The organism is Hyphobacterium sp. CCMP332 (assembly GCA_014323545.1).
In the GTDB taxonomy this organism is placed as follows: Bacteria; Bacteroidota; Bacteroidia; order Cytophagales; family CCMP332; genus CCMP332.
In genome coordinates, this window is record CP058647.1 from 876,782 (window position 1) to 898,731 (window position 21,950).

A 21,950-nucleotide genomic window follows, 5' to 3' on the forward strand; every position below is an offset into this window, starting at 1 on the left:
ATTCTCAATTAAATATTTTACCAGTAAATGTTTTTTTAGTCATAAATTCATACTCCGCCCGAACATTATTCAAGGAGTCAATTTCTAAATATCCCACTGGATCTGAATTTGGATTATTTGTAGACCATTGCACTCGACGGTTGGTGAATCCGACCAAACTCCCATTAAAGAAAATTGTGTCCTGATTCCCGAAGAAGTTTACCGCGTGTAGTGCTTTGTCATCATCACATGTAGGAATGCGGTTAAATGCGAATAGTAATTCTATAACTACAGTATCTGTTATTGCGTCATCAAATGTCCCTTTGAACTTATTTATGACTAAAGCCTCACAGGTATTATCCTTTATAACGAATTCTCGGAAAACCGAATCAATCCCGGTATCATTTGGAAAACACTCCTGATCTGCTGTCTTTGAAGTCACTAATGCCGCATTGTATATACCAGGTTGTAATGGAGCAAAGAAGCTTCTTTCGATTTCAAATAACTCCGGACCTCCTTCTATTATTTCGGCTCCTAAATACCATTTGTATGTATCAGCCAAAGAATCCATTGCACGAAACCTTATTATCCCTCCAAAGAAAACAGTATCTATAACGTAAACCTCATTCCACGGCTCAGTGAAACCTAATTGTTTAGATATCGAAAAATCCGCGGTAGTTGGAAACTTATTAAAGCAAGGATCAAAATTCGGACAATTTGGATTGGTCGGATCATTGCAAACCAGATCCGGATCATCATCAGAATTATTACACCCCAGCATGAAAATGGTCAATAATAGACAAGCTATAATTCTCATTCATTGTCGTTTAGTGTATCAATTTGCTCTTTTAGTTCTATCACATAAAGTGTAAGTTCCTCTACCTTCTCGAGTAGTTTTTTGTTAAGTTCACCTAAGTCAACACCATTGGAATTCACATAATCTGCGGAGGGAATACTTGGCAAGTGACCATTTTTATTAATAAAATCTTTCAATTCATATAAGGGCATTCGATAATAGTCCTTCTCAAATACATAATCTGGCCAGTTATCAAGTGTTGCTATATAATATTTTGCTGTGATTTTACCATCAACGAACAGTCTGGAATCTGAATGTGGGCCATTATTTTTATTACCAATAATGACATTATCATTTAGAAAAATATTTCTTTCACCAAATTCAATTCCTGCTCCAATAATCTCAAGCCGAGTATCTTCCTCATTATAGAATATTCTACCCGCATTTTCATCCTTCTCCAAACCTTTTCCAAATTCAATATAATTCTTATTTGTAATAGCCATAGAGCCATTCAAATGAATTCGATCAGTAATATTATTAAGCGCACCTATTCCTACGCCGATTACAAGATTTCCAGTCTCCAGAAGTGCATCATCCTTCATCCAGGCAAGACCTTCTAGAAGACTAGAGCCTTCAACTTTTAGAGGAGTCTTGATTATTGTTTGGCCTGTTGACATGCTCAATAAATTTGAAACATTTGAACCGTCTTCCGAATAAGTGATCTTAAATAGACCATCATTGATAATGCTGTAATCTCTAAATACAGTACCCATTCTATTTTGGCTTCCTCCATTCTGCGAAGTGTTATCAGAAATATTGTATCCCTTCAGAGTAAAGTGGACTAATTAGTTCTAAAGTTAAGAGATAGATTTTATTAAATTGTTTAACTATTATCTATCTAAAAATGAAAGCTAAGAAAAGCAGTACTACATCTCTGATCAGAGATGTGAAAAGAAAAACCAGAAGAAAATTTTCAGCCGAAGAAAAGATTCGAATTGTCCTTGAAGGTATGCGAGGAGAAGAGAGTATCTCTGAGATCTGTAGAAAGGAAAGTATCCATCCTAATCAGTATTATAAGTGGAGTAAAGACTTCATGGAAGCGGCGAAGAAAAGAATGCAGGGAGACACCCAAAGAGAAGCTAATACGGATGAAGTAAAGGAACTTCGAGCAGAGAATGATAAACTCAAAAAGCTGGTAGCAGAGCTGAGTTTGAAGAATAAGGTTCTGAAAAAGTTTGAGAGGACTGGAATAAAAATCAGCAGATATATGCGATATAGCCAGTCAGAGAAAATGGAGATCATCCGCATTGTGGAAGGCTCAGAAATAGGTGTAGTTCGAACCCTTTTGAATTAGGTATTCCTAAAAGCACTTTTTATAAATGGTATGGCAGATACCTTGAAGAAGGCTATGATGGACTTGCCAGCAGGGCAAAGCAACAGAAACGATTCTGGAACAAGCTACCGCCCTGGGAGAGGCAAAGAGTTGTGGAAGTAGCTTTGGAGCAGCCCGAACTCTCTCCAAGGGAGCTTGCTTATCACATCACAGACAAAGAGCGGTGGTATGTCTCAGAATCTACAGTTTACAGGATTCTTAAGAGTCATGGATTGATTACATCTCCTGCATACATGGTAATGAAAGCATCGGATTCATTCAGAGATAAGACCAAAAGAGTACATCAAATGTGGCAGACAGACTTTACCTATCTGAAAGTCATCGGTTGGGGAATGTATTACTTGTCCAGCATTCTTGATGATTACTCTCGTTATATTATCCACTGGGAACTATGTAGCAATATGACCGATAAGGATGTGGAAAGAAACATTATTGCAGCGATTCAGAAAGCAGGATTAGGGAAAAGTTATCGACCAAAACTTCTATCAGATAACGGTCCATGCTATAAGTCCGGTGAACTTAAAAGTTTTCTGGAAACACAGCAAATTACCCATGTGAATGGCAAGCCCTATCATCCACAGACACAAGGTAAGATTGAACGCTATCATCGCTCGATGAAAAATATCATCAAACTCGATGTGTATTACAGTCCAGATGAGTTAAAGGTAAGAATAGCTGAATGGGTGAACTGGTACAATAATCACAGGTATCATGAAGCACTCAACAACTTAACTCCATATCAGGTGTACTTTGGATTAGGTGAAAAGATTCTCAAACAGAGAAGACTCACCAAACAAAGAACTATGAAGAACAGAAAGAAAATGAATCAGAAAATTGTAACTTGAAATCAGGAAAACTGTCTCTTAACATTTTGTCCCAAATCTTTGAAGACATACAAGCAACACAATGCCGGTAAGGTTATTTCTACTAAATTTCAAAGACCACTTAAACTTATGGGATATCTGGCTGTGGATTCAAAAAAGAAAGCATTAAAACTGGAACGCTATTTTAAAGGTGGTTCAGGAAAAGCTTTTTTGAAAAAGAGGGTAATTTAAATCTGAATAGATCCGCACACTTCCGGCGCTTTTCCATACGCTTATACACGGACTAGTTAAGGGGAATTCTTTTATTTCTGCACTCTTCCTTTGATTTAATGAGTATGATATACAATCAATATACCTACTCAATCACAATTTCATAATCAATCTTCGCAGCCTTCCCGAGCATATAGCTGATACCGCAGTATTTTTCAAGCGATAAATTCACCGCTTTTCTGATTTTGGCTTCATCGAGATTATTGCCTTTAAACTTATAGGTAATATGAATCTTATCGTAATGTTTGGGGTGCTCCTCGGTCTGTCTCGCTTCTGCTTCGATTTCAAAATCAGTAACCTCCTGTCGCATTTTCTTTAATAAGGATATGACATCCATACCTGTGCAGCCGGTCATGGAAGACAACATTAATTTTTTGGGGCTTGGCCCCATATCCTGCCCTCCTACTTCGGGCTTGGCGTCCATTACTATATTAAACCCGCTCACATCCGATTTAAAACTCAGCCCTTCTGTCCATTTTGTGTTTACCTTATGTTCCATTTCTTTTTTTTATAAATCTAATCAAGTCAAGATATCTGAATGCAGCTTTTGTTACAAAAGTCCTGGTAGAAATAAAATTTAATCTCAACCTTGCACAAGTTTTCCAAAATTTCATCATCTAATCCAAATATCAGTTTAATTGAATTTTTATAATTCATGTATATACATATAAATTTGAGCTGAAATAAATCTAAAGACGAATTATTCTGTTCAAAATAAATAGAATCACACTATCTATGTACAAAGAACTACTCAGAAGAGTAAATAAAAACATAAAATTAAGCATCATTTTTTCAACATTGGCCTTCTCCTCGCTCATGGCACAAGAAGCAAAACCCATAATCGTAAAAGGCACAGTGATAGAAGCCAATAATCGGTCGCCAATACCCTATGCAACCGTCGCACTTATCGATAATTCCAATTCAAAACCTTTTTCCGGAACCACAACTGCCGATGATGGAAGCTTTGAGCTCAGGACGAAAAAAGACAATTTTTCAGTTCAGATAAGTTTTCTGGGTTTTGAGAAAAAAATCATTTCCGATCTGCCAGCTTCAGAAAAAATTATAGACTTAAAAGAAATTGTACTTCAGCCCAATTCCAAAAGTCTGGATGAGGTCGTGGTTCAGGCCGAGCGATCATCGGTGGAATTTCAATTGGATAAACGCGTATTTAATGTGGGCCAGGACATCAGCAGCACGGGTATGGGTGCGCTTGAACTGCTGAACAATGTGCCTTCTGTCAGTGTAGATCTTGAAGGCAATGTAAAACTGAGAGGAAATTCCGGTGTGCAATTATTGATCAATGGCAAACCTTCGGTACTTTCGGATGAAGGAAGTCAGGCTTTGAACAGCATTACTTCCGATATGGTTGAAAAAGTTGAGGTGATCACCAATCCTTCGGCGAAATATCAGGCTGAAGGCTCATCCGGAATTATCAATATCGTTTTGAGAAAACAAGAGAAAAAAGGCCTTAACGGATCGGTATCTGTCAATACGGGTTTACCTGATAACCACAGCATTGGCGGAAGTCTCAACAAGCGAACGGATAAATTCAACTTCTTTACCCAGTTTGGTGTAGGATACCGGTCAATTCCCACAATTACGAAAAATATCAATAATAACTTTGCTGAAAACAGCAGGATCGAAAGCAATGGTCAGGAATTCAGGAATGAACAATTCAGCAATATCACCCTTGGTTCCGACTATTACATTAATGATCAAAACACCATCACTCTTTCAGGAAGTTTTGCTTTTGAGGATGAATCTCAACCTTCGGAAACGGATTTCTACATCTTTGATGCAGGAAATTTGGTAAGCCAATACAAAAGAAATGAGGAAACCAGTGCAGGCAATCCCAAATACCAATACGACCTGCAGTACAAACGCGAATTCAAAAATAAAAAGGACCATGAATTGCAATTCAGCACCCTGGGAAGATTCTTTGGAAAAAAGCTCAATTCTGAATTTACCAATACCGATATAATCGGAACTCAAAATTTTAACCGACAACAAACTGAAACGGATTTTTATCAATCCGATTATACATTTAAACTCGATTACATCAATCCACTCAATGAAAATATCACCTTAGAAAGCGGAGCGCTTTATGAAAATAATGACGTTGGAAATGATTTTACGGTAAGGAATCTTGAAAATGGTGTCTTTGTTCCCGATTCCGGTCTCACCAATAATTTTTTATGGAAACAGCAGGTACTCGGCATATATACGACTATTGCCTATGAGAAAAACGGATGGGGTGTAAAAGTAGGCCTTAGACCTGAGATTACAGATCTGAGAACTATTTTGGAAACCACCGGTGAAGAAAACAATCAGAACTACACCAATTTTTTTCCTAGTTTTCACGCCTCCTATAAACTTTCACAATTACTATCGCTGCAAATCGGATATTCAAAACGTATTTTCAGACCACGGCTCTGGGACTTAAACCCCTTCTTTAATATTCGAAACAATTTTAATATCCGTAGAGGTAATCCCGATCTATTACCTGAATACGCAGATTCTTATGAACTGACTGCCATCTTTAATTTTGAGAAATTCTCTTTGAATTCTAGCGTCTACTATCTCTACACTACCGATGTAGTAGAACGTGTATCTATTATTGAAAACAATGTGAATGTGACCATGCCAATGAACATAGGGGTAAATCATAAAACGGGATTGGAAATAAACGGAAAATACAGCCCATCACGATGGTTGACCTTCAACGGTGATTTCAATTATGGTTTTTTTCAGAGAAAGGGAACCTTTGAAGTGAGCAGTTTTGATTTTACCGGGGATCAGTGGTCATCAAGGTTAAACACCAAAATTAAATTCCCTGCTCAATTTGATCTTGAGTTGACCGGAAATTATCAATCGTCTTACAAAACAATTCAGGGATCAGTTTCGGGCTATGCCTTTTTAAATGCAGGATTGAGAAAAAAAGTAATGGAAGGCAAATTGGTGATCAATGCAGCAGTACAAGACATGTTTGCAACACGAATTAGAGAGAGCAATCTGATTCAGGATGATTTCGATCTTTATAATTATTCAAGAAGAGGAACATTTTACACCCTTGGTTTGAGCTATAGCTTTGGCGATGGCGAAGCGATGGTCTATTCCGGAAGACGACGATAAAACAATTATAAATTATTAATTCACAATTAAGAGTCTTTTTCTGACAATATTTCCTTCAAAATTCATCTGAATAAAATAAAGCCCATCTTGTAATTCATTTAAGTTTAAATGCAGACTTCTTATATCAGTATTTCGGAATAGTACTACTTTCCCCATTTGATTATAAATTCTTACTGACTCTGCATCATGACTAGAATTGATAGTTATATGACCACTGGAAGGATTAGGGTAAATACTAAAATCATTTCTATTTTGCTGATCTAAACCTATTACAACAAGTTCTGGCTTCCACACCATACCAAGACTGTCACCCCATAAATATTCAGCCAGTTCAGGATGATCAATAAATGGATTTTTGTTGCCCTGAAAATTATATATTGCCAGATTTCGGTTGCGTTCAAAAGCATCCACTGTGTCCTGTCGATTCCAATTCAATAGGGTATTTAAAACCGCATGAAGGGGTTGTTTTGAGCTTTGACTTTGCAATGTATTGCTCAATTCTAAATCCGGTTCATTACCATCTCCTTCGTAGCGCACCGCCATATAAAAGATCATCCTGGCGATATCGCCCTTTACGGCATCTCTTGGTTCAAAGGTCCAAAGATTGGCATCTTTTTTTGAGCCGGTATTAAAACCGTTGTCAATGATGTCGATGCAAGTAATACAATCATCAAAATTTCTATTATCCCTGTCTGCATTTACACTTATATCGCTAGGCCTCAGGTGATGGGCATCAGTACCTGCAGGAGGATTATTGCCAAAATCTCCTCTTGATTTGGCCCAGACATGCTCGCGGTTCCATCCGTTGCCATTGTTGAATTCCTGTGCTGCATCTACGCTTCTACCTGAATAAATTAGAATTACATTGCTCGGATTAGCAGGATCTTTATCACTTTGCTTTAGCATATCCCAAACATCTGTGGAAGAAGACGAATAAGGAAAAGTTGTATGTCCTTTTATGATGTTGTGAAGATTAGCTTTAAGAGTGTCTCCTGAAGAATTGAATGCCGTGTGATAATAAGCAGAGTCCTGCGCCTTAGAATTAGTAAAAAGACCAAAGCAGATAAGTGCAAAAAATAATTTTCTCATAACTTCCTTTAAAGAAGGGTAAATACAAAAGAATAAAAAAACTTGACTAATAGACGATATAAATTTAGGCGCAATTGACTAATTTAATCTGAAATTCTATGGCCTATTGGCTTTTCTTTAATTTCTCCAAATTACCGATATTGTAGAAAAAAAAAGATGATTTAATGGATTCCCGGGATTATTATACCAATAAAGAACTGCGAAAGGTTAAATCAAAACTGTTCGGAAAAAAATTCGAAGCGCAACAAGATCGAAAAAATCAGAGCAGTGAAAATCGCGATAAAAACCTCCAGGAAATCGAAGACATCAGAAATCGAAGAAGAGAAAACACTTCCCGTTTTGCGAATCTTGTGAATATATTTCTAATTATCGGACTGATTGTAATCGTATTAATGATCTTTAATATCGCCGAGAAGCTGTATAATTAAAAAGGCAAATCATCTGAACCTTCCTGATCTCCAAAAGAACTTACATCCGGCTCCTGATTGTATTCATCAGGTATTGAATTTTCACCCGCTTTCTGAACCTGCCATGCTTTGACATCGGTGTACCAGCGGCCGTTATATTCGCGGCTTTCTATATCAACTTTTGCACTGATCATATCACCTTCTGTTATGTTGGCCTCATCAATCTTATCCCCCCAAAGCGTAAAACATATTTTCTTGGGGTATTGGCCTTCGGTTTCTATTACAATGCTTTGTTTTCGCCATTGATTACCATTTTTGGACGTCCTGATTCTTCCTGTAACTTTTGAACAACTTTACCTGCTATTTCCATTAAGGCCTGTTATTTTTTTATATTTTTATTTAAATCACTTCCATTTTTAAAACGGGATTCAAATTTACTAATTTTAAAAAGATGCACAGCCTAAGTCTTTTCGAATTTCAGCAATTAAGTTTGGATAAACAGGTTGATCTTTTGACTGCCGAAGCACAATACCTTGCATGGAAAAGTGAGGGTGAATACAATGTGTACCTCTATAAATTTGAAGATTTTTTTGCGGAAGCCTGGATGCATTTGAGAATGAGTAGAATTATGAGAATTTCCTGTAGCAGGATTTCCAGTAGTCCTGAAGGTTATGATAAGGAAATCAAAATATCCTGATTAATTATTTCCCCACTTTTGTTTCAGATCTTTCTTTGATAATTAAATTCAAGGCCTTTTCGCTTTCTTTCAATACCTCAGCCAACAATATACCCGCATTTTTTAAAGGAGGAATATTTCTCTTTTTTGCATGCTTATAAATAAAAGTACTGATAACCACCACCCTTTCTGTTCCGATGTAAAGCGATGAATCCCTCAATTCATTGGCTAAAGCATAAATTTCCGAGGTTTTCTTTTTCTTTATGAATTCCTGAATTTGATGGCATATATCTTTCGCCTTTTTGAGATATTGACTAATTAAATTTTCTGCGAATTCACGATCACCGAGATCAAAAATTGATTGAATTACCTTCGCATTTAAAATAGGAAAACCTGCAGCCTGTTCAATATTTACCAGATTATGTTTGCTATTGCTCTGCATAAAACAAATATGTTAATAACATATCTATAAAAATTTAAGAATATTAATTGAATATTACATCAGACTTATTTCAAACATTTTAAGAGCATTGTAAGAGTTAATTTTATTTTTTCATATAAGTCATGTATTTTGAGTGGTGCGTTATTTCATTTTTAATAAACCTTTTCGCGTTTTATGCCAATTCAGTCCCGAAGGGGATAAAAAGACACTTAAGGATTTTAATTTTCCAAAAAATATTTATCCATTGGGGCGTCTTGATTATGACTCAGAAGGACTTTTAATTCTCAGTGATGACAAAAAGCTCAATCACTTGCTTCTCAATCCTCAATTCAATCATAAAAAGACTTATCTGGCGCAATTAGAAGGAGATTTATCGGAGGAGGAAATACAGAATTTTAAGAATGGGCTTAAACTAAACATTAAAGGCAAAGAGTTTAAAAGCAGGCCAGCCGAAATTATAAGAATGGATATCAGCCTTCCGGAAAGAGTACCACCCATTCGTTTTAGAAAAAATATTCCGAGTCAATGGTACAAAATCAGCATTTCTGAAGGGAAAAACCGACAATTAAGAAAAATGTGTGCCGCAGTTAACCATCCGGTTCTCCGTTTGATCCGAATCGCTATTGAAGATATAGCTTTAAACGACCTCGCTGCCGGGGAGAAAGTTGAGCTATCAAAAAATGTAGTTTATCGAAAACTTAAGATAAATGAATAAAATAAGGGTTCCTCAATTAATCGGATTAAACTACATTTGCAGCCCAATTCGATTATTATGAAGTATTTGATCAGTTTTTTGATCCGATTTGTACCCCGGACCACGCTTCAGCGATTTAGCCATATTGGCTTGAGGATAATGGCGGTATTTTACAGAGGAAACAATGTAGAATGTCCAATTTCAGGAAAGACTTACAGAAAATTTTTGCCTTATGGCAGAATTAATCCCAGAGAAAATGCCCTTTGTCCTGATTCGCTTTCACTTGAAAGACATCGACTTTTATGGCTTTACCTCAAAGAGAAAACCAATTTTTTTACTGAAGACATCCGATTTCTCCATGTGGCTCCGGAATTGTGTTTTATGGATCGATTTGAAAAAATGAACAATTTGGACTGGGTAACGGCCGATCTGGTATCTCCGCTGGCCAAAGTAAAAATGGATCTTCACAACATCCCTTTTGGCGATAACCAATTTGATTGTGTGATGGCCAACCATGTCCTGGAACATGTGAAAGATGACATCGCCTGCATGAAAGAAATATACAGGGTATTAAAACCGGGTGGCTGGGCAATAATGCAAGTGCCATTGGATACTTCCAGAAGCGAAACCTATGAGAATTGGGATATCATAGAACCCTCAGATAGAGAAAAGCATTTTGGACAAAGAGATCATGTAAGGCTTTACGGTACGGATTATAATAAACGCTTGGAATCTGCAGGTTTTGAAGTAAAAGTGGATGATTACGTCAAACAGATTCCTGAAGAAAAAGTAAAGCGTTTTGCTCTCGCACCCGATGAAATGATCTATTTCTGCAAAAAAAATTAAGCCTTTAAATTGATCATGTCCTCAACCTGATAATCCCCTTTTTTATTAGAATCCAGACTGATCAATTCAGCGAGATAGCCCGCCAGAAATAATTGTACCCCTACCACAATTCCAACCAGGGCTAAATAAAATAATGGTTGCTCGGTGACCGGTCTTGCCGGAATGTGCTTATAAACATCGTAGACTTTTCGACCAAGTATAAATGCGCTGATAAGAAATCCTATGAAGAAAGAAAGGATTCCAAATGAGCCAAAGAAATGCATGGGGCGTTTTTTGAATTTGGTAATGAATGTGACTGAAAGGAGATCGAGAAATCCAAAAATAAATCGTTCGAGGCCAAATTTCGTTGTTCCGTATTTCCTGGCCCGGTGTTCCACTACTTTTTCACCAATGCGGCTGAATCCATTCCATTTTGCCAGCATCGGGATGTATCTATGTAATTCACCATAGACATTAATTTGCTTGACGACCTCCTTTTTGTAGGCCTTCAAACCACAATTAAAATCGTGCAGTTTAATTCCGGAAAAACCCCTGGTGACAGCATTGAACAGTTTTGTGGGAACCGTTTTGGTAATTGGGTCGTATCTCTTCTTCTTCCATCCTGAAACAAGATCGTAATTCTCTTCAGTGACCATTTTATAAAGGGCAGGAAGCTCATCAGGGCTGTCTTGAAGATCGGCATCCATCGTAAATACGACTTTTCCAAGTGTATGTTCAAAACCGACATTTAGCGCTGCCGATTTTCCATAATTTCTTCTGAAGGATATTCCTTTAATACTTGAATTTTCATGGCAGAGCCTTTCAATCACTTCCCATGAATTGTCGGTGCTTCCGTCGTCGATTAAAATCACCTCATAGCTATAGTGATGTTCATTCATCACCCGTTTTATCCAGTCACAAAGTTCAGGCAATGACTCCGCCTCATTTAAAAGTGGAATTACTATAGAAATATCCAATAATACAGGATTTAAAGTTGTACGGGCTTTTTGTTTTTCATAATTGCAGCTACAATAAGTGCAATAATTGCCCCGAGAAAAATATTAACTACAAAACCAATTACCGTCATCATTTCAGGATTCATAACCCATTCCGACATGCTCATGGCCATGTCAATTTGCTCATCGCTGAGGCCCTGACTTTCCATTTCGGTTAATTGAATATCCTTTATTCTTTCTACAATCCCGGTATCGATAAATTTCATGTATATATAAGATAAAATGCCTGAAAAAACACCGGATATGGCGAGAATAAGCATGCCCATACCAAAGCCTTCACCAAATTCCATAAATCCTTCATTGGCTGCTTTATATTCCTGAAAAGCAAAAATAAGTGCACCTAATACCAAAGCCAGGCTAACAAGTTGAATAATGCCATCGTTTGCATAAAGGTCAAAAAGGTTAACTACCAGGCCTACAATAGTGCTCATCAAACCGAGAATCAATCCCCATTTCATTCCCTGGCTTTTAATTGTTAATTCATTTTCCATTTTGATTGTTTTTTTTAATTAGTCGATCTCTACTCAATATCATAATAAAATGCATGAGCAAAATAAGTACAAAAGCTATAAAGACAATAAAAGGACTCGCCAAAAATAATTTCTGTAAAGTATCGGCACTAATATCTCCGGCCGTTTTCCCTTCAATATCATTTATGTAAATATCAATTTCGTTTTCTTTTAACCCTCTTTCAGTAAAACTTTCTCGATTGTTGTTAATTTCTACAATCGATTTATCCTTATATTCCTGGACTGTATCCTCCATTTTGGGAAGAGCCATACCCATAAATGAAACGTAAATCATAATGCCAAGCAATGTAGCCAGTGCATTGAGTACGATGGTTTGAAGGATTTTATAAGATTTGAATGCATTTTTAATATGATAGTTTAATGATGCCAAAAAGACAGCAAATGCCAGCAGAATTACATCCCAAAAAAGAAATTCCGAATTCAGTGGATTGAATCCTGAGAAGTATACCAGGACAAACATTAGAATCAATGCAATTCCACCTCCTATTCCACCAATCAAAAGATAGGGTGCCAGTACACTTTTAATCTTATCAGAGGTTGACAAATGCTATTCCTTTATTAAATGTGGCAATAATTCGCGAATTAAATGAATGGCCTATCAAAGGACTGTTTTGAGGTCTGCCTCCTCCTGTTTTAGGATTGAATTGCCATTCTGAATTTAGTGAAAATAGGGTTAAATCGGCATTTACACCTTCTGCTATTGCCGGCCTTGCTCTTTTTAAAATGGAATCGGGGCCATCTGTAATTTTGTAAATCAACTTCTCCAGCCCAATAACCTGATCTGCTTTTTTATATAACATTGGAAATAATGTTTCCAAGCCGATAATTCCAAAATCTGCCAGATCAAATTCGAGATTTTTGCCCTCTTCATTTATGCCCTTGTGATCGGAAACAATGGCATCGATGGTGTCGTCTTTCAATGCTTTCCAAAATAATTCTATATCTTTTTTAGTTCTCAGCGGAGGTCTGGTTTTGTAATTACTGTCATAATCCATCAGTGAAGAATCATCCATGATTAAATGATGGGCGGCAATATCGCAACTAACTTTTAATTTCTTTTTTTTGGCCTCTCTAATTAATTCAAGGCTTTTAGGGGTTGAAATATGTGCAAAATGCAAACGACCGCCATAATGTTCAAGTAATTCGAGATTTCGCTGTACCCTTGAGGATTCCGCAATATTGGGTATTCCTTTTAGTCCGAGTCGGGTACTTGTTTCGCCCTCATTGATCTGGCCGTTTTCGGAAATTTCCAAATCTTCGGCATGACACATAATCAGTCCATCAAACTTTTGAACATAGAGCAGTGCATGCGCCAGGAGCTCAGTGTTCTTTAAATCCTTGTCGCCATCGGTAAAAGCGACCGCACCCGCATGATGCAGATCTATCATTTCTGCCAATTCCTCTCCATCTGTATTTTTACTCAGGGCAGCAGAAGGTAATATATTTACCGCATAGGGCTTTGCGCTATTAAAGAGGCTTTTGACCATATCTTTGTGCCCGACAACGGGGTCGGTGTTCGGCAGTGTTAAAATAGAGGTAAAACCACCTCTGGAGGCAGATTCCATTAAATATTCTAATTTCTCATCCTGCTCAAATCCCGGATCTTTTAAATGAACTCTCAGATCGGTCCAGCCTTTGCTCAAATAGAGATCATCACCATCAAAAGATTTGGATGCTTTTAATTCCTTTTTTGAAATTTGTTTGATTTTGCCATTTTCAATTAGCAAAGAGATTTTTTGCTGGTGATAATCAGAACCCTGATCGAGAATAGTGACATTATTTATGGCGTATTTCATATTAGAGGTATCTCAATAACAATACTTCTGCAACTAGGAATAACAGAGAGCAAATTAAGAAATATTTCCATAGCGGCGTACCAAAATGCGATTCCTTATACTCTCCCGCAAACTCTCTTATTTCCCCATCATCATTTAGGTTAATAGCATCTCCGCCTTTAATTTTTTCTTTTAATTCAGGGGCTTCATATGAATTTAAATCCGACTCTTCCTTATCTGTATTGATTGCAATAGTTCCCAAAACACTATCATCGATCACCAATTGATAAAAACCCTGCTCCAGCTTTTCAGCGGGTAAATCAAATTTTGTTCCTTCCGGAACCGGTCTCTGTTCCGGGATAATTTCAAAGGATTCATTTCTCAATTTTATAGCTGACTCTCCTTGATTTGTCCGTTGCATTTTCCAAAGGATTGATTTTTCACCAAAATTATAAGCAAGTCGAGTGGAAGATTTTCCAATAAAAGACGTACTGACTTTGTACATAACTGGTACAAAAATAGAATGTCTGAAAAAATTACTTCTCCCTTTCTGTATGTCTCCCGTAATCACAAAAACTTTTCCTTTTCCATAAGATTTTTCACCGAGAAAAGCTTTTCCATCTTTAAATTTCAAATGAACAAGGTCCATATTTCTAATATCCAGTTTTGGAATAGCATCGGGCATATCCGTATTTTTCTCAAATCTTTCAAATACACCTTCAAAGAAAGGGTTGTTCAAATCAGGATCCGCGATTGTTTGTGGCTTGTCATTCTCGAGTACGGAAATATTTCGGATACCAAATTCTTCAAGTACATTCTTCAAATTGTTATTTTCTTTACCTGATATAAATAATACATGTCCATTTTCCTTTATATGCTCATTAAGAATACTGATAAAAAAATCGGGGTATTCATCAAGCGCATCAACCACGATAAAATCTGCAGAACGCAATAAATTGAAATCGGGATTGGTTATAGCCATAAAGCTGTAATTGAAAAACTCTTCGGTTTGATATAAAGCCTTGAAATATTGATTTTCCTCCTTCGATACAACCAGAACCGATATATTACTTAAAGACTTTAAAACAAAATAGTATTCGTTGTCAAAAAATACCGGGCTGTCATTGATTTTAATTCGGCCAAGACTTTCGTCCTCCTCTGTATTTCGAATTGAGAATTGCAATTCAGAATTTCCATTAGCTGTAAGGTTGGTATTGCTCGCCGCAGCCTGCTTTTCATTGATAAACAGTTTTACCGGGAAATTTTCAATACTTTCATCTCCGTCATAATTTAAACGTACATGAATATTATTTTCCTGCCTGCCAAAAATAAAAGGATTGTCCAGCCAGGCCGAATCAATTGATACGTTGGCATTATTGTTATTTTGAACCGGAATAAGATGATAAATATTATTTGAATCAAGAATAATGTTTTCGGGATCTCCAAGCGTAGATTTTTGCAAATCAGAGATGAAAAATATTTCCTTTGGCCCTTTGTGTTCAATTTGATCAATTCGACGCAATACCTCATCAAAAGTTCTCGGAATATAGGATTCATTGATCTCCGCCAATCTGTCGTAAAATTTTGCTTTGGTATAGGGAAACATGTCCTTGACATTAAAATTATTATCGAGGAAATACACATCTTCGTTATTCCCGATTATGTCCGAAAGCGCTTCCAATCCTGCCACCCCTTCCTCCAAAAGTGTATTGGCATCCTTTTCCTCCTGCATGCTATACGAATTATCCAGATAAAATACCTTTACTCTTTTCTCCGTGTTGGCGCTTTCTTTTGAAGCGGGCAGAAAAGGTTGAGCAAATGCCAGGACTAAAAATAACAGAAAGAGAATCCTGCTGAGAAGTACGAGATAATGTTTTATATTCTGGACTGATGCTGTTTGAGTTTTTACACTCTCAAGCAGACTTACATTGGAGAAAAAAATCTTTTTTGGCCTCTGGAAATTAAATAGGTGAATTATTATGGGAATGCTGATAGCTGCAAGTGCCCAGAGAAACTGGGGATAAAGAAAATTCATAATATATTCAACCTCTCTGTATTTCCAACGACGTGAAATTATAATAAGTATTGTTGAATTAAAACCATTTTTCTTTGTTAATCAGTCAAAAGCAAAAATTATAAATAAATGCAGTCAAAATTTATAAGTGAATACATCAAAGAGCGCAGAAGTCTTTATCCCGCGCAATACAGTAATAAAAAAGTAGATGATGCCATAGTTCGTGAAATTCTTGAAAATGCGAATTGGGCTCCATCGCATAAAAGAACCTATCCCTGGCGATTTACGGTGTTTTCAGGAGATGGCCTTCAAAAACTGGCTCATTTTCAAAGCGAGTTGTACAAAAAGAAAAGTACCGAAAATGGTAATTTCGATAAAGAGAAATACGAAAAACTCAATCAAAAGCCATTGATGGCTTCGCATGTTATTGCCATTGGCATGAAAAGAGATATAAAAAAAAGTGTGCCGGAAATAGAAGAAATTGCTTCGGTGGCTTGTGCCGTACAAAACATGCATCTGACTACTTCTGCTTATGGCCTTGGAGCCTATTGGGGCACAGGTGGAATAACCTATTTTGAAGAGGCTAAAGCATTTTTTGACCTTGAAGAAAATGACAAATTGATGGGTTTTTTCTTTATTGGTGAATTGAAAATTGAAAAATGGCCCAAAGGCATAAGAAAACCTTATGAAGATTTTGTAAAGTGGATAAGCTAATTCCTATATTGTGATATCAAAAAATACTTAAATGATTACAAAAAATTACAACCCCAGCCCGCTGGAAGTGGAAATTACCAATATCATTTTTGACCTTAAAGATGAAATTTCCGCAAAACTCGATGAAAGTCAAATTACCGAAGTTGTGAAAGATCTTGCATCCGATAACCCGGACCTAATAATACGAACAAAGGATAAGGACGGTGATAAGCACGAGTTTATGCTGAGAATTATACAAAAACCCGATAGTCGAATCAATTGAACGATTTAAGATTTTTGATAATCATCGCCTTCTTTAAGCACAATAGATAAAGGAACGTGATCCTGTCCTATTTCCCTGGCAATTTTCGCCAGAATATTCTCAGGTGTTTCATATTCCTCGAATCGAATGGGTTCTTTGAATTCAACTTTTAATTCAATTCCTTTTTTCTTAAAGAACAAGCCTTTTTTATTAAAACCCCTTCTAAATCCATCTACAGTTACGGGAACGACAATAGGGTTATTATCTTTTATAATATGCGCAGTGCCCTTTCTTAATGGCGAATAAGGCTTGGTAGTACCCTGAGGAAAAGTTACAATCCATCCCCCACTCAAAGCCTTTGCTATTTTATTCTGATCACTCATGTCCACGTTTCTGCTAATTTCCTTTCCTTTTTCTCTCCAGGTGCGTTTCACGAGAATTCCACCGCCATAAGAAAATACTTTTGGTAAAAAACCACTTTCGGTCATGGTTTCCTTTGCGGCAACATAATAAGTCCTGACAATCGGCCAAAATAAATAAAAGGGGATCCCCATGCGCCTTTTGTCTTTATTACCTCTTGCTTTATGAAATCCGTGATTTATGGCAACAACATCGGCATAATAGGTTTGATGATTGGAAACAAACAGAACACCTTTTTTAGGGAGGCCCTTTAAATTTTTTAAACCCTTGTAATTCAATTTGTTGACCAAATCGAAACCGGGCCAGCTCATCCATCCGACAAGGAAGACAAGGATGGCTTTTATAAAATAGAAATTACCGAAGGGGTCTCGTAGTTTCATGTCAATCGCAGGGCAAAAGTAATACTAATCCTTGATTCTTATATAAAGCGCAGATTTATCCACTTTCACCGGATAGGTATTTAATTCAAATTGTCTTCCAAATCCTTCCCTACCACTTTTGAGATTGAATTCGTAGAAATGAAGGGGACAAACTATTTCCATATTATTATTGCAATGGCCCCGGTGAAGAGGCGCTCCATTATGCGGGCATTTATTGTCAAAGGCAAAAATTTCTTCATTGTAAAAAACCAAACAAATTTTTTGTTCTCCGATTTTGAGGAGAATTGGCGATTTATCACCAAATCTTTTTTTTAATTCTTTAAAATCGTCAAATAGTTTAAGCCAGGCCATTTATCTGATTTAATATAATTTTTATAGCATCCTTCTCTTTATCAACATTTATCCAGATTAAATCATCAAAACGTCTTAACCAGGTCAGTTGTCTTTTTGCAAATCGCCTGGTATTGCGCTTAATTAATTCAATGCAATTTCCTCTGTCAATCTTCCCATCTAAATATTCATAAAATTCCGAATAACCAACTGTTTGCAATGCATTTAATTCCTTTTGATCCTTCAATCGTTTTGCCTCCTCTTCCAAACCTGCCTCAATCATTTTATCAACACGCTGATTTATTCTCGAATAAAGATGTTCTCGTTCTCTTGTAATTGCAAAATTTAAAATATTATATGGCAACTGAGAGGCATTATTGCTATGAAAAGATGAAAAAGCAAGTCCGGTATGTCGTATGACTTCGATGGCTCTAATAACTCTTTGTGGGTTGTTTTTATCAACATAACTGTAATATTCAAGATCTTTTTCCTTGAGTTCATTGAGCATATTTGAAAGTCCATTTTTTTTTACTTCTTCATTGACCTGATTTCTGAGTTTTTCCGGAATATCAGGTATTTCATCCATGGTTTGTAAAAGCGCCTGAACGTAGAAACCCGAACCACCGCAAAGAATTAGGGTTGAATTTTTTTGGAATAATTCATTCAATACAGCCCTGGCTTCGGCAGCAAACATTTCGGCATTGTATTTATCTAAAATACTTTTATGGGCAAGCAAATGATGTTTCACGGCTTTTTGCTCTTCCTTCGTAGGAGGAGCTGTGCCAATTTTCATTTCACGGTAAACCTGTCTTGAATCAGCATTAATAATATCCGTATTTAATTGTCTCGCCAAATTAATGGCAATAGAAGTTTTGCCTACAGCAGTAGGCCCTTGTATGACTATTAAAGTTTTGTCCAAAAGGATTTTTTAAATGACAAATTTGAAAAAAGAATCGAAGACTTAGTTAATATACTTAAATTCGAGTTTTGTAATTTCCAAGGTTCGGAAACAATTATGACCATCCAAAAAAAGATTTTAATTGCCGAAGATTCAAATATCGTTTTGAATGTGGTATCCAAAGTTCTGGAAAACATGAATTACAAGGTACTTGGTGTAAAAAATGGAAAAGAACTTTTAAGCAAAATGGAAAAAGAAAATTTTGATCTCATTCTCATGGATATAAATATGCCAAAAATGGATGGGATTACATGTGCTAAACATATCCGGGATCACAACGACAAGCGGATTAAAAATATTCCGATCATAGCTTTGTCGGGAAATGACAAAAATTTAAGTGTAGAAGAGTATCAGGCCATTGGCATCAATGATCTGATTCAAAAACCAATTGATTTCGATCAAATGGCACAAAAAATTTCCAGTACTTTGAACTAAGATGATTTTAGCTAATACAAAACACAGCCTCAACAAACTTGAAGATCTTATTTCAGAAACCGAATACACGCTTCGGTACGAAAAAGGCAATTTCAAATCGGGCTATTGTCTTATCAAAGATTCCAAAATGATCATTGTCAATAAATATTATGCCCTTGAGGGGAAAATATCCTGTCTGATTGAAATACTCAAGGAAATAGAAGTAGATCCAAAAAAACTCAGCGAAAAGAATCGGAGTTTATATCAAAAATTAAGACAAACAGAGCTCGAAGTTTGAAACTCACCTTTTTAGGCACAGGCACATCACAGGGCGTTCCCGTTATTGGTTGCGATTGTAAGGTATGCCGATCTCTGGATTTTAGAGACGACCGGCTCCGCAGCTCAGTTCATATCGAAGATGGGGATACCAGCATTATCGTAGATTCTGGCCCCGATTTCCGTCAACAAGTATTAAGAGAAAGAATCCGCAAAATGGATGCCCTTCTTTTCACACATGAGCATAAAGACCACACCGCGGGCATGGATGACATTCGCTCATTTAATTTTCTGCAGAAAAAAGACATGCCGGTATATGCGCGCAAAGAAGTAATTGAACAGCTCAAAAGAGAATTTGCTTATATTTTTGAAAACCTTCCCTATCCGGGAATACCAAGGATAAAGGTGGAGGAAATTGAAAACAAATCTTTTACTATAGGAAATACCGAAATCATTCCCATTGAAGTCATGCACATGAAACTTCCGGTATTCGGATTTCGCTTTGGTGATATTACTTATATTACCGATGCCAAAACCATTTCAGAGAAGGAAAGAAAAAAAATCAGAGGTTCCAAGGTGCTGGTCTTAAACGCCCTTCACCAAAAAGAGCATTACTCGCATTTGAATTTAAAAGAAGCCATAGCCCTGGCTAAGGATCTCAAAGCTGAAAAAGCTTATTTCACGCATATCAGTCATTGGATGGGATTGCATGAGGAAGTCGAAAAAGATTTACCTGAAAATATGTTTCTTGCTTACGATGGTTTAAAACTGGAAGCTTAAAATTTTCTTATGTGGAACTATTTCACAATTAAATGGCTATCAGAAATACTGATCAAAAGACTTCATTCTTTAAAAATTGGAGAAGTATTTACTCAAAACAAGAATGAGATCATCATTGGCTTTTATCAAAAGGAGGCACAGGATTTTTATTGGATATTGAATTTTGACCCCTCTTTCCCTCACATGCGATTTTTGAATGACTACAATCGTGCAAAAAGAAATAGTCTAGATCTCTTCCCCGAAATCATTGATGTAAAAATTGTGGCAATCAATATGCATATGGGAGAACGCAGTTTTCATTTTGAATTGGATAATAAAACTCAACTTATCTTCAAACTACATGCCGGAAGATCTAATTTAATTTTAAAAGAGGCGGATAAAACGACTCTCTTCCGTACGGATATCAAAAAGGATTATGCATTTAAAATTCCTGATGGTAAATTTTATGGCTTGCCAAATGAAAAGATAGAAACACTTAAAAGCTTAAAAGCAGCTTATCCCATTTTGGATAAAATAGCCATCTCCCATCTTATGGATCAGAATTTTTTTGAGGCTTCTTTAGATTCTCAACATAGAATTCTGAATGATTTATTATCCAAATTGGAAGAAAAGAAGATTTATCTTTTTCAGCAAAATGCCACCTGGCATTTACATCAATTGAAATTACAAAATGAAGCAAGAGAATTTTCTGATCTTTTAGAAGCTGTCAATACTTATTCGGGTCTCGAAAGTAAAAATAGATTTGTCAATCAGCACAAAAGTCAAATTTTGAAAGAACTAAGAGCCAAAGGCAGCAAGTTGTCAAAGTCATTGGGGAAAATGAATAATAGGCTAAACCGTTTGCAAAACAATAATGACTGGGAGGAAGAGGCCAATCTAATTATGGCCAATCTTCATCTTTTTAATGATGGTAAAGATGTAGCAGAAGTCTTTGATTTTTATAATGAGCGCAATAAAGCTCTTAAAATTAAAAAAGGAATGAGTGCACAGAAATACGCTGAATCACTCTATAAGAAGTCAAAAAACAAAAGTATAGAGATAAGAAATCTGGAAAAGAGCATTGAGAAAAATAATGCCGAACTGGAAAAAATAGAATCCCATATTAATGAAATTCAGAATCTCGATAATCCAAAACTGATCAGGGAATGGTTAAAAAAGAGGAGTCCAAAATCAAACGGGAATAGCTCCAATGAAGGTTCGAAGTTTAAAGAATTCAAAATTAAAGACTTTGTAATCTATGTCGGGAAAAATGCTAAAAACAACGATGAGTTGACGACAAAATTTGCAAAAAAAAACGATATCTGGATGCATGCCAAGGACGTGTCCGGTTCGCATTTGATCATTAGAAAAGACAAAAACACAAAGATTCCTTCCGATGTACTCGAACAAGCCGCTTCCATTGCTGCTTGGTACTCCAAGGGTAAAAACGATACGCTTTTCCCTGTCATTTATACGGAAAGAAAATACGTAAGAAAAGGAAAAGGCCTCGCTTCAGGACAGGTATTTGTAGATAAATACGATGTTCTGATCGTAAAGCCCGGCTTGCCTTAATTCAATATCTCATTACAAATTCTT

The 21,950-nt window shown here is 36.5% G+C and carries 26 protein-coding genes and 1 pseudogene; 13 read left to right on the forward strand and 14 right to left on the reverse strand.

Annotated elements, in window-relative coordinates; translation table 11 throughout:
* Window positions 1-4: 4 nt before the first annotated feature.
* A complete protein-coding gene (locus HZR84_03820) occupies window positions 5-796 on the reverse strand; it encodes a hypothetical protein (GenBank protein ID QNL21101.1) in 792 nt (263 codons plus the stop codon).
* On the reverse strand, window positions 793-1,548 hold the full coding sequence (locus HZR84_03825) for a hypothetical protein (GenBank protein ID QNL21102.1): 756 nt from the start codon (window positions 1,546-1,548) through the stop codon (window positions 793-795). Before HZR84_03825 ends, HZR84_03820 begins: the two co-directional genes overlap by 4 nt.
* Window positions 1,549-1,679: 131 nt before the next feature.
* Here HZR84_03825 and HZR84_03830 point away from each other — a divergent pair.
* A protein-coding gene (locus HZR84_03830; GenBank protein QNL21103.1) for an IS3 family transposase occupies window positions 1,680-3,013 on the forward strand; the annotation gives its coding sequence in 2 pieces (ribosomal slippage) (window positions 1,680-2,121 and window positions 2,121-3,013; 1,335 coding nt in all).
* A 39-nt stretch (window positions 3,014-3,052) separates the two neighbouring features.
* Window positions 3,053-3,223, forward strand: a complete 171-nt coding sequence (locus HZR84_03835; GenBank protein QNL21104.1) for a hypothetical protein — start codon at window positions 3,053-3,055, stop codon at window positions 3,221-3,223.
* A 124-nt stretch (window positions 3,224-3,347) separates the two neighbouring features.
* On the opposite strand, the gene HZR84_03840 is transcribed toward HZR84_03835, so the two are convergent.
* Window positions 3,348-3,761 (reverse strand): OsmC family protein, encoded by a 414-nt coding sequence (locus HZR84_03840; GenBank protein ID QNL21105.1) that lies wholly within the window; start codon window positions 3,759-3,761, stop codon window positions 3,348-3,350.
* Between the two features lie 236 nt (window positions 3,762-3,997).
* Between HZR84_03840 and HZR84_03845 the strand changes: the two genes are divergently transcribed.
* Window positions 3,998-6,394 (forward strand): TonB-dependent receptor, encoded by a 2,397-nt coding sequence (locus HZR84_03845; protein QNL21106.1) that lies wholly within the window; start codon window positions 3,998-4,000, stop codon window positions 6,392-6,394.
* Between the two features lie 15 nt (window positions 6,395-6,409).
* Here HZR84_03845 and HZR84_03850 read toward each other — a convergent pair whose 3' ends face one another.
* The gene (locus tag HZR84_03850) at window positions 6,410-7,483 is read right to left on the reverse strand and encodes an endonuclease (GenBank protein QNL21107.1); all 1,074 of its coding nucleotides are present in this window, start codon (window positions 7,481-7,483) and stop codon (window positions 6,410-6,412) included.
* Between the two features lie 164 nt (window positions 7,484-7,647).
* Between HZR84_03850 and HZR84_03855 the strand changes: the two genes are divergently transcribed.
* Window positions 7,648-7,911 carry a hypothetical protein gene (locus HZR84_03855; protein QNL21108.1) on the forward strand — a complete coding sequence of 88 codons (264 nt, stop codon included), beginning with the start codon at window positions 7,648-7,650 and terminating at the stop codon, window positions 7,909-7,911.
* On the opposite strand, the pseudogene HZR84_03860 reads toward HZR84_03855, so the two are convergent.
* Window positions 7,908-8,260: pseudogene (locus HZR84_03860) on the reverse strand (DUF3127 domain-containing protein). The gene HZR84_03855 and the pseudogene HZR84_03860 sit on opposite strands and share 4 nt — an antisense overlap.
* 81 nt (window positions 8,261-8,341) lie before the next feature.
* Between HZR84_03860 and HZR84_03865 the strand changes: the two are divergent.
* The gene (locus tag HZR84_03865) at window positions 8,342-8,587 is read left to right on the forward strand and encodes a hypothetical protein (GenBank protein QNL21109.1); all 246 of its coding nucleotides are present in this window, start codon (window positions 8,342-8,344) and stop codon (window positions 8,585-8,587) included.
* Between the two features lie 4 nt (window positions 8,588-8,591).
* Here the strand turns inward: HZR84_03865 and HZR84_03870 are convergent, their stop codons facing one another.
* Window positions 8,592-9,008 carry a hypothetical protein gene (locus HZR84_03870; protein QNL21110.1) on the reverse strand — a complete coding sequence of 139 codons (417 nt, stop codon included), beginning with the start codon at window positions 9,006-9,008 and terminating at the stop codon, window positions 8,592-8,594.
* 133 nt (window positions 9,009-9,141) lie between these two features.
* Here HZR84_03870 and HZR84_03875 point away from each other — a divergent pair, with 133 nt between their 5' ends.
* A complete protein-coding gene (locus HZR84_03875; GenBank protein QNL21111.1) occupies window positions 9,142-9,723 on the forward strand; it encodes a pseudouridine synthase in 582 nt (193 codons plus the stop codon).
* Window positions 9,724-9,780: 57 nt separating this feature from the next.
* Window positions 9,781-10,548 carry a class I SAM-dependent methyltransferase gene (locus HZR84_03880; protein QNL21112.1) on the forward strand — a complete coding sequence of 256 codons (768 nt, stop codon included), beginning with the start codon at window positions 9,781-9,783 and terminating at the stop codon, window positions 10,546-10,548.
* Here HZR84_03880 and HZR84_03885 read toward each other — a convergent pair.
* From HZR84_03885 to HZR84_03905, 5 genes are read right to left on the reverse strand one after another with little or no spacing between them, the layout of a single operon-like run.
* On the reverse strand, window positions 10,545-11,504 hold the full coding sequence (locus tag HZR84_03885; GenBank protein QNL21113.1) for a glycosyltransferase family 2 protein: 960 nt from the start codon (window positions 11,502-11,504) through the stop codon (window positions 10,545-10,547). The two genes, HZR84_03880 and HZR84_03885, sit on opposite strands and share 4 nt — an antisense overlap.
* 11 nt (window positions 11,505-11,515) lie before the next feature.
* A complete protein-coding gene (locus HZR84_03890) occupies window positions 11,516-12,034 on the reverse strand; it encodes a DUF4199 domain-containing protein (GenBank protein QNL21114.1) in 519 nt (172 codons plus the stop codon).
* A complete protein-coding gene (locus HZR84_03895; protein QNL21115.1) occupies window positions 12,024-12,617 on the reverse strand; it encodes a hypothetical protein in 594 nt (197 codons plus the stop codon). The genes HZR84_03890 and HZR84_03895 overlap by 11 nt, the downstream gene beginning before the upstream one ends.
* Window positions 12,604-13,869 carry a dihydroorotase gene (pyrC, locus tag HZR84_03900; GenBank protein QNL21116.1) on the reverse strand — a complete coding sequence of 422 codons (1,266 nt, stop codon included), beginning with the start codon at window positions 13,867-13,869 and terminating at the stop codon, window positions 12,604-12,606. The genes HZR84_03895 and pyrC overlap by 14 nt, the downstream gene beginning before the upstream one ends.
* A gap of 1 nt (window position 13,870) precedes the next feature.
* Window positions 13,871-15,883 (reverse strand): BatA domain-containing protein, encoded by a 2,013-nt coding sequence (locus tag HZR84_03905; protein ID QNL21117.1) that lies wholly within the window; start codon window positions 15,881-15,883, stop codon window positions 13,871-13,873.
* A gap of 108 nt (window positions 15,884-15,991) precedes the next feature.
* Here HZR84_03905 and HZR84_03910 point away from each other — a divergent pair, with 108 nt between their 5' ends.
* Together HZR84_03910 and HZR84_03915 are read left to right on the forward strand one after the other, a co-directional pair.
* Window positions 15,992-16,576, forward strand: a complete 585-nt coding sequence (locus tag HZR84_03910) for a nitroreductase (protein ID QNL21118.1) — start codon at window positions 15,992-15,994, stop codon at window positions 16,574-16,576.
* Window positions 16,577-16,607: 31 nt separating this feature from the next.
* The gene (locus tag HZR84_03915) at window positions 16,608-16,838 is read left to right on the forward strand and encodes a hypothetical protein (protein ID QNL21119.1); all 231 of its coding nucleotides are present in this window, start codon (window positions 16,608-16,610) and stop codon (window positions 16,836-16,838) included.
* A gap of 5 nt (window positions 16,839-16,843) precedes the next feature.
* Here the strand turns inward: HZR84_03915 and HZR84_03920 are convergent, their stop codons facing one another.
* Genes HZR84_03920 through miaA form a run of 3 tightly spaced genes read right to left on the reverse strand, consistent with a single transcriptional unit; the run spans window position 16,844 to window position 18,851 of the window.
* Window positions 16,844-17,617 carry a 1-acyl-sn-glycerol-3-phosphate acyltransferase gene (locus HZR84_03920; GenBank protein QNL21120.1) on the reverse strand — a complete coding sequence of 258 codons (774 nt, stop codon included), beginning with the start codon at window positions 17,615-17,617 and terminating at the stop codon, window positions 16,844-16,846.
* Window positions 17,618-17,641: 24 nt separating this feature from the next.
* Window positions 17,642-17,968, reverse strand: a complete 327-nt coding sequence (locus HZR84_03925) for a Rieske 2Fe-2S domain-containing protein (protein QNL21121.1) — start codon at window positions 17,966-17,968, stop codon at window positions 17,642-17,644.
* Window positions 17,955-18,851, reverse strand: coding sequence for a tRNA (adenosine(37)-N6)-dimethylallyltransferase MiaA (miaA, locus tag HZR84_03930; GenBank protein QNL23181.1), 897 nt, complete (start codon window positions 18,849-18,851; stop codon window positions 17,955-17,957). The genes HZR84_03925 and miaA overlap by 14 nt, the downstream gene beginning before the upstream one ends.
* Before the next feature lie 111 nt (window positions 18,852-18,962).
* Here miaA and HZR84_03935 point away from each other — a divergent pair, with 111 nt between their 5' ends.
* Genes HZR84_03935 through HZR84_03950 form a run of 4 tightly spaced genes read left to right on the forward strand, consistent with a single transcriptional unit; the run spans window position 18,963 to window position 21,926 of the window.
* Window positions 18,963-19,340, forward strand: coding sequence for a response regulator (locus HZR84_03935; GenBank protein ID QNL21122.1), 378 nt, complete (start codon window positions 18,963-18,965; stop codon window positions 19,338-19,340).
* Between the two features lies 1 nt (window position 19,341).
* A complete protein-coding gene (locus HZR84_03940) occupies window positions 19,342-19,617 on the forward strand; it encodes a hypothetical protein (GenBank protein QNL21123.1) in 276 nt (91 codons plus the stop codon).
* A complete protein-coding gene (locus HZR84_03945; GenBank protein QNL21124.1) occupies window positions 19,614-20,375 on the forward strand; it encodes an MBL fold metallo-hydrolase in 762 nt (253 codons plus the stop codon). Before HZR84_03940 ends, HZR84_03945 begins: the two co-directional genes overlap by 4 nt.
* Before the next feature lie 9 nt (window positions 20,376-20,384).
* Window positions 20,385-21,926 (forward strand): DUF814 domain-containing protein, encoded by a 1,542-nt coding sequence (locus tag HZR84_03950; GenBank protein ID QNL21125.1) that lies wholly within the window; start codon window positions 20,385-20,387, stop codon window positions 21,924-21,926.
* Window positions 21,927-21,950: the final 24 nt, after the last annotated feature.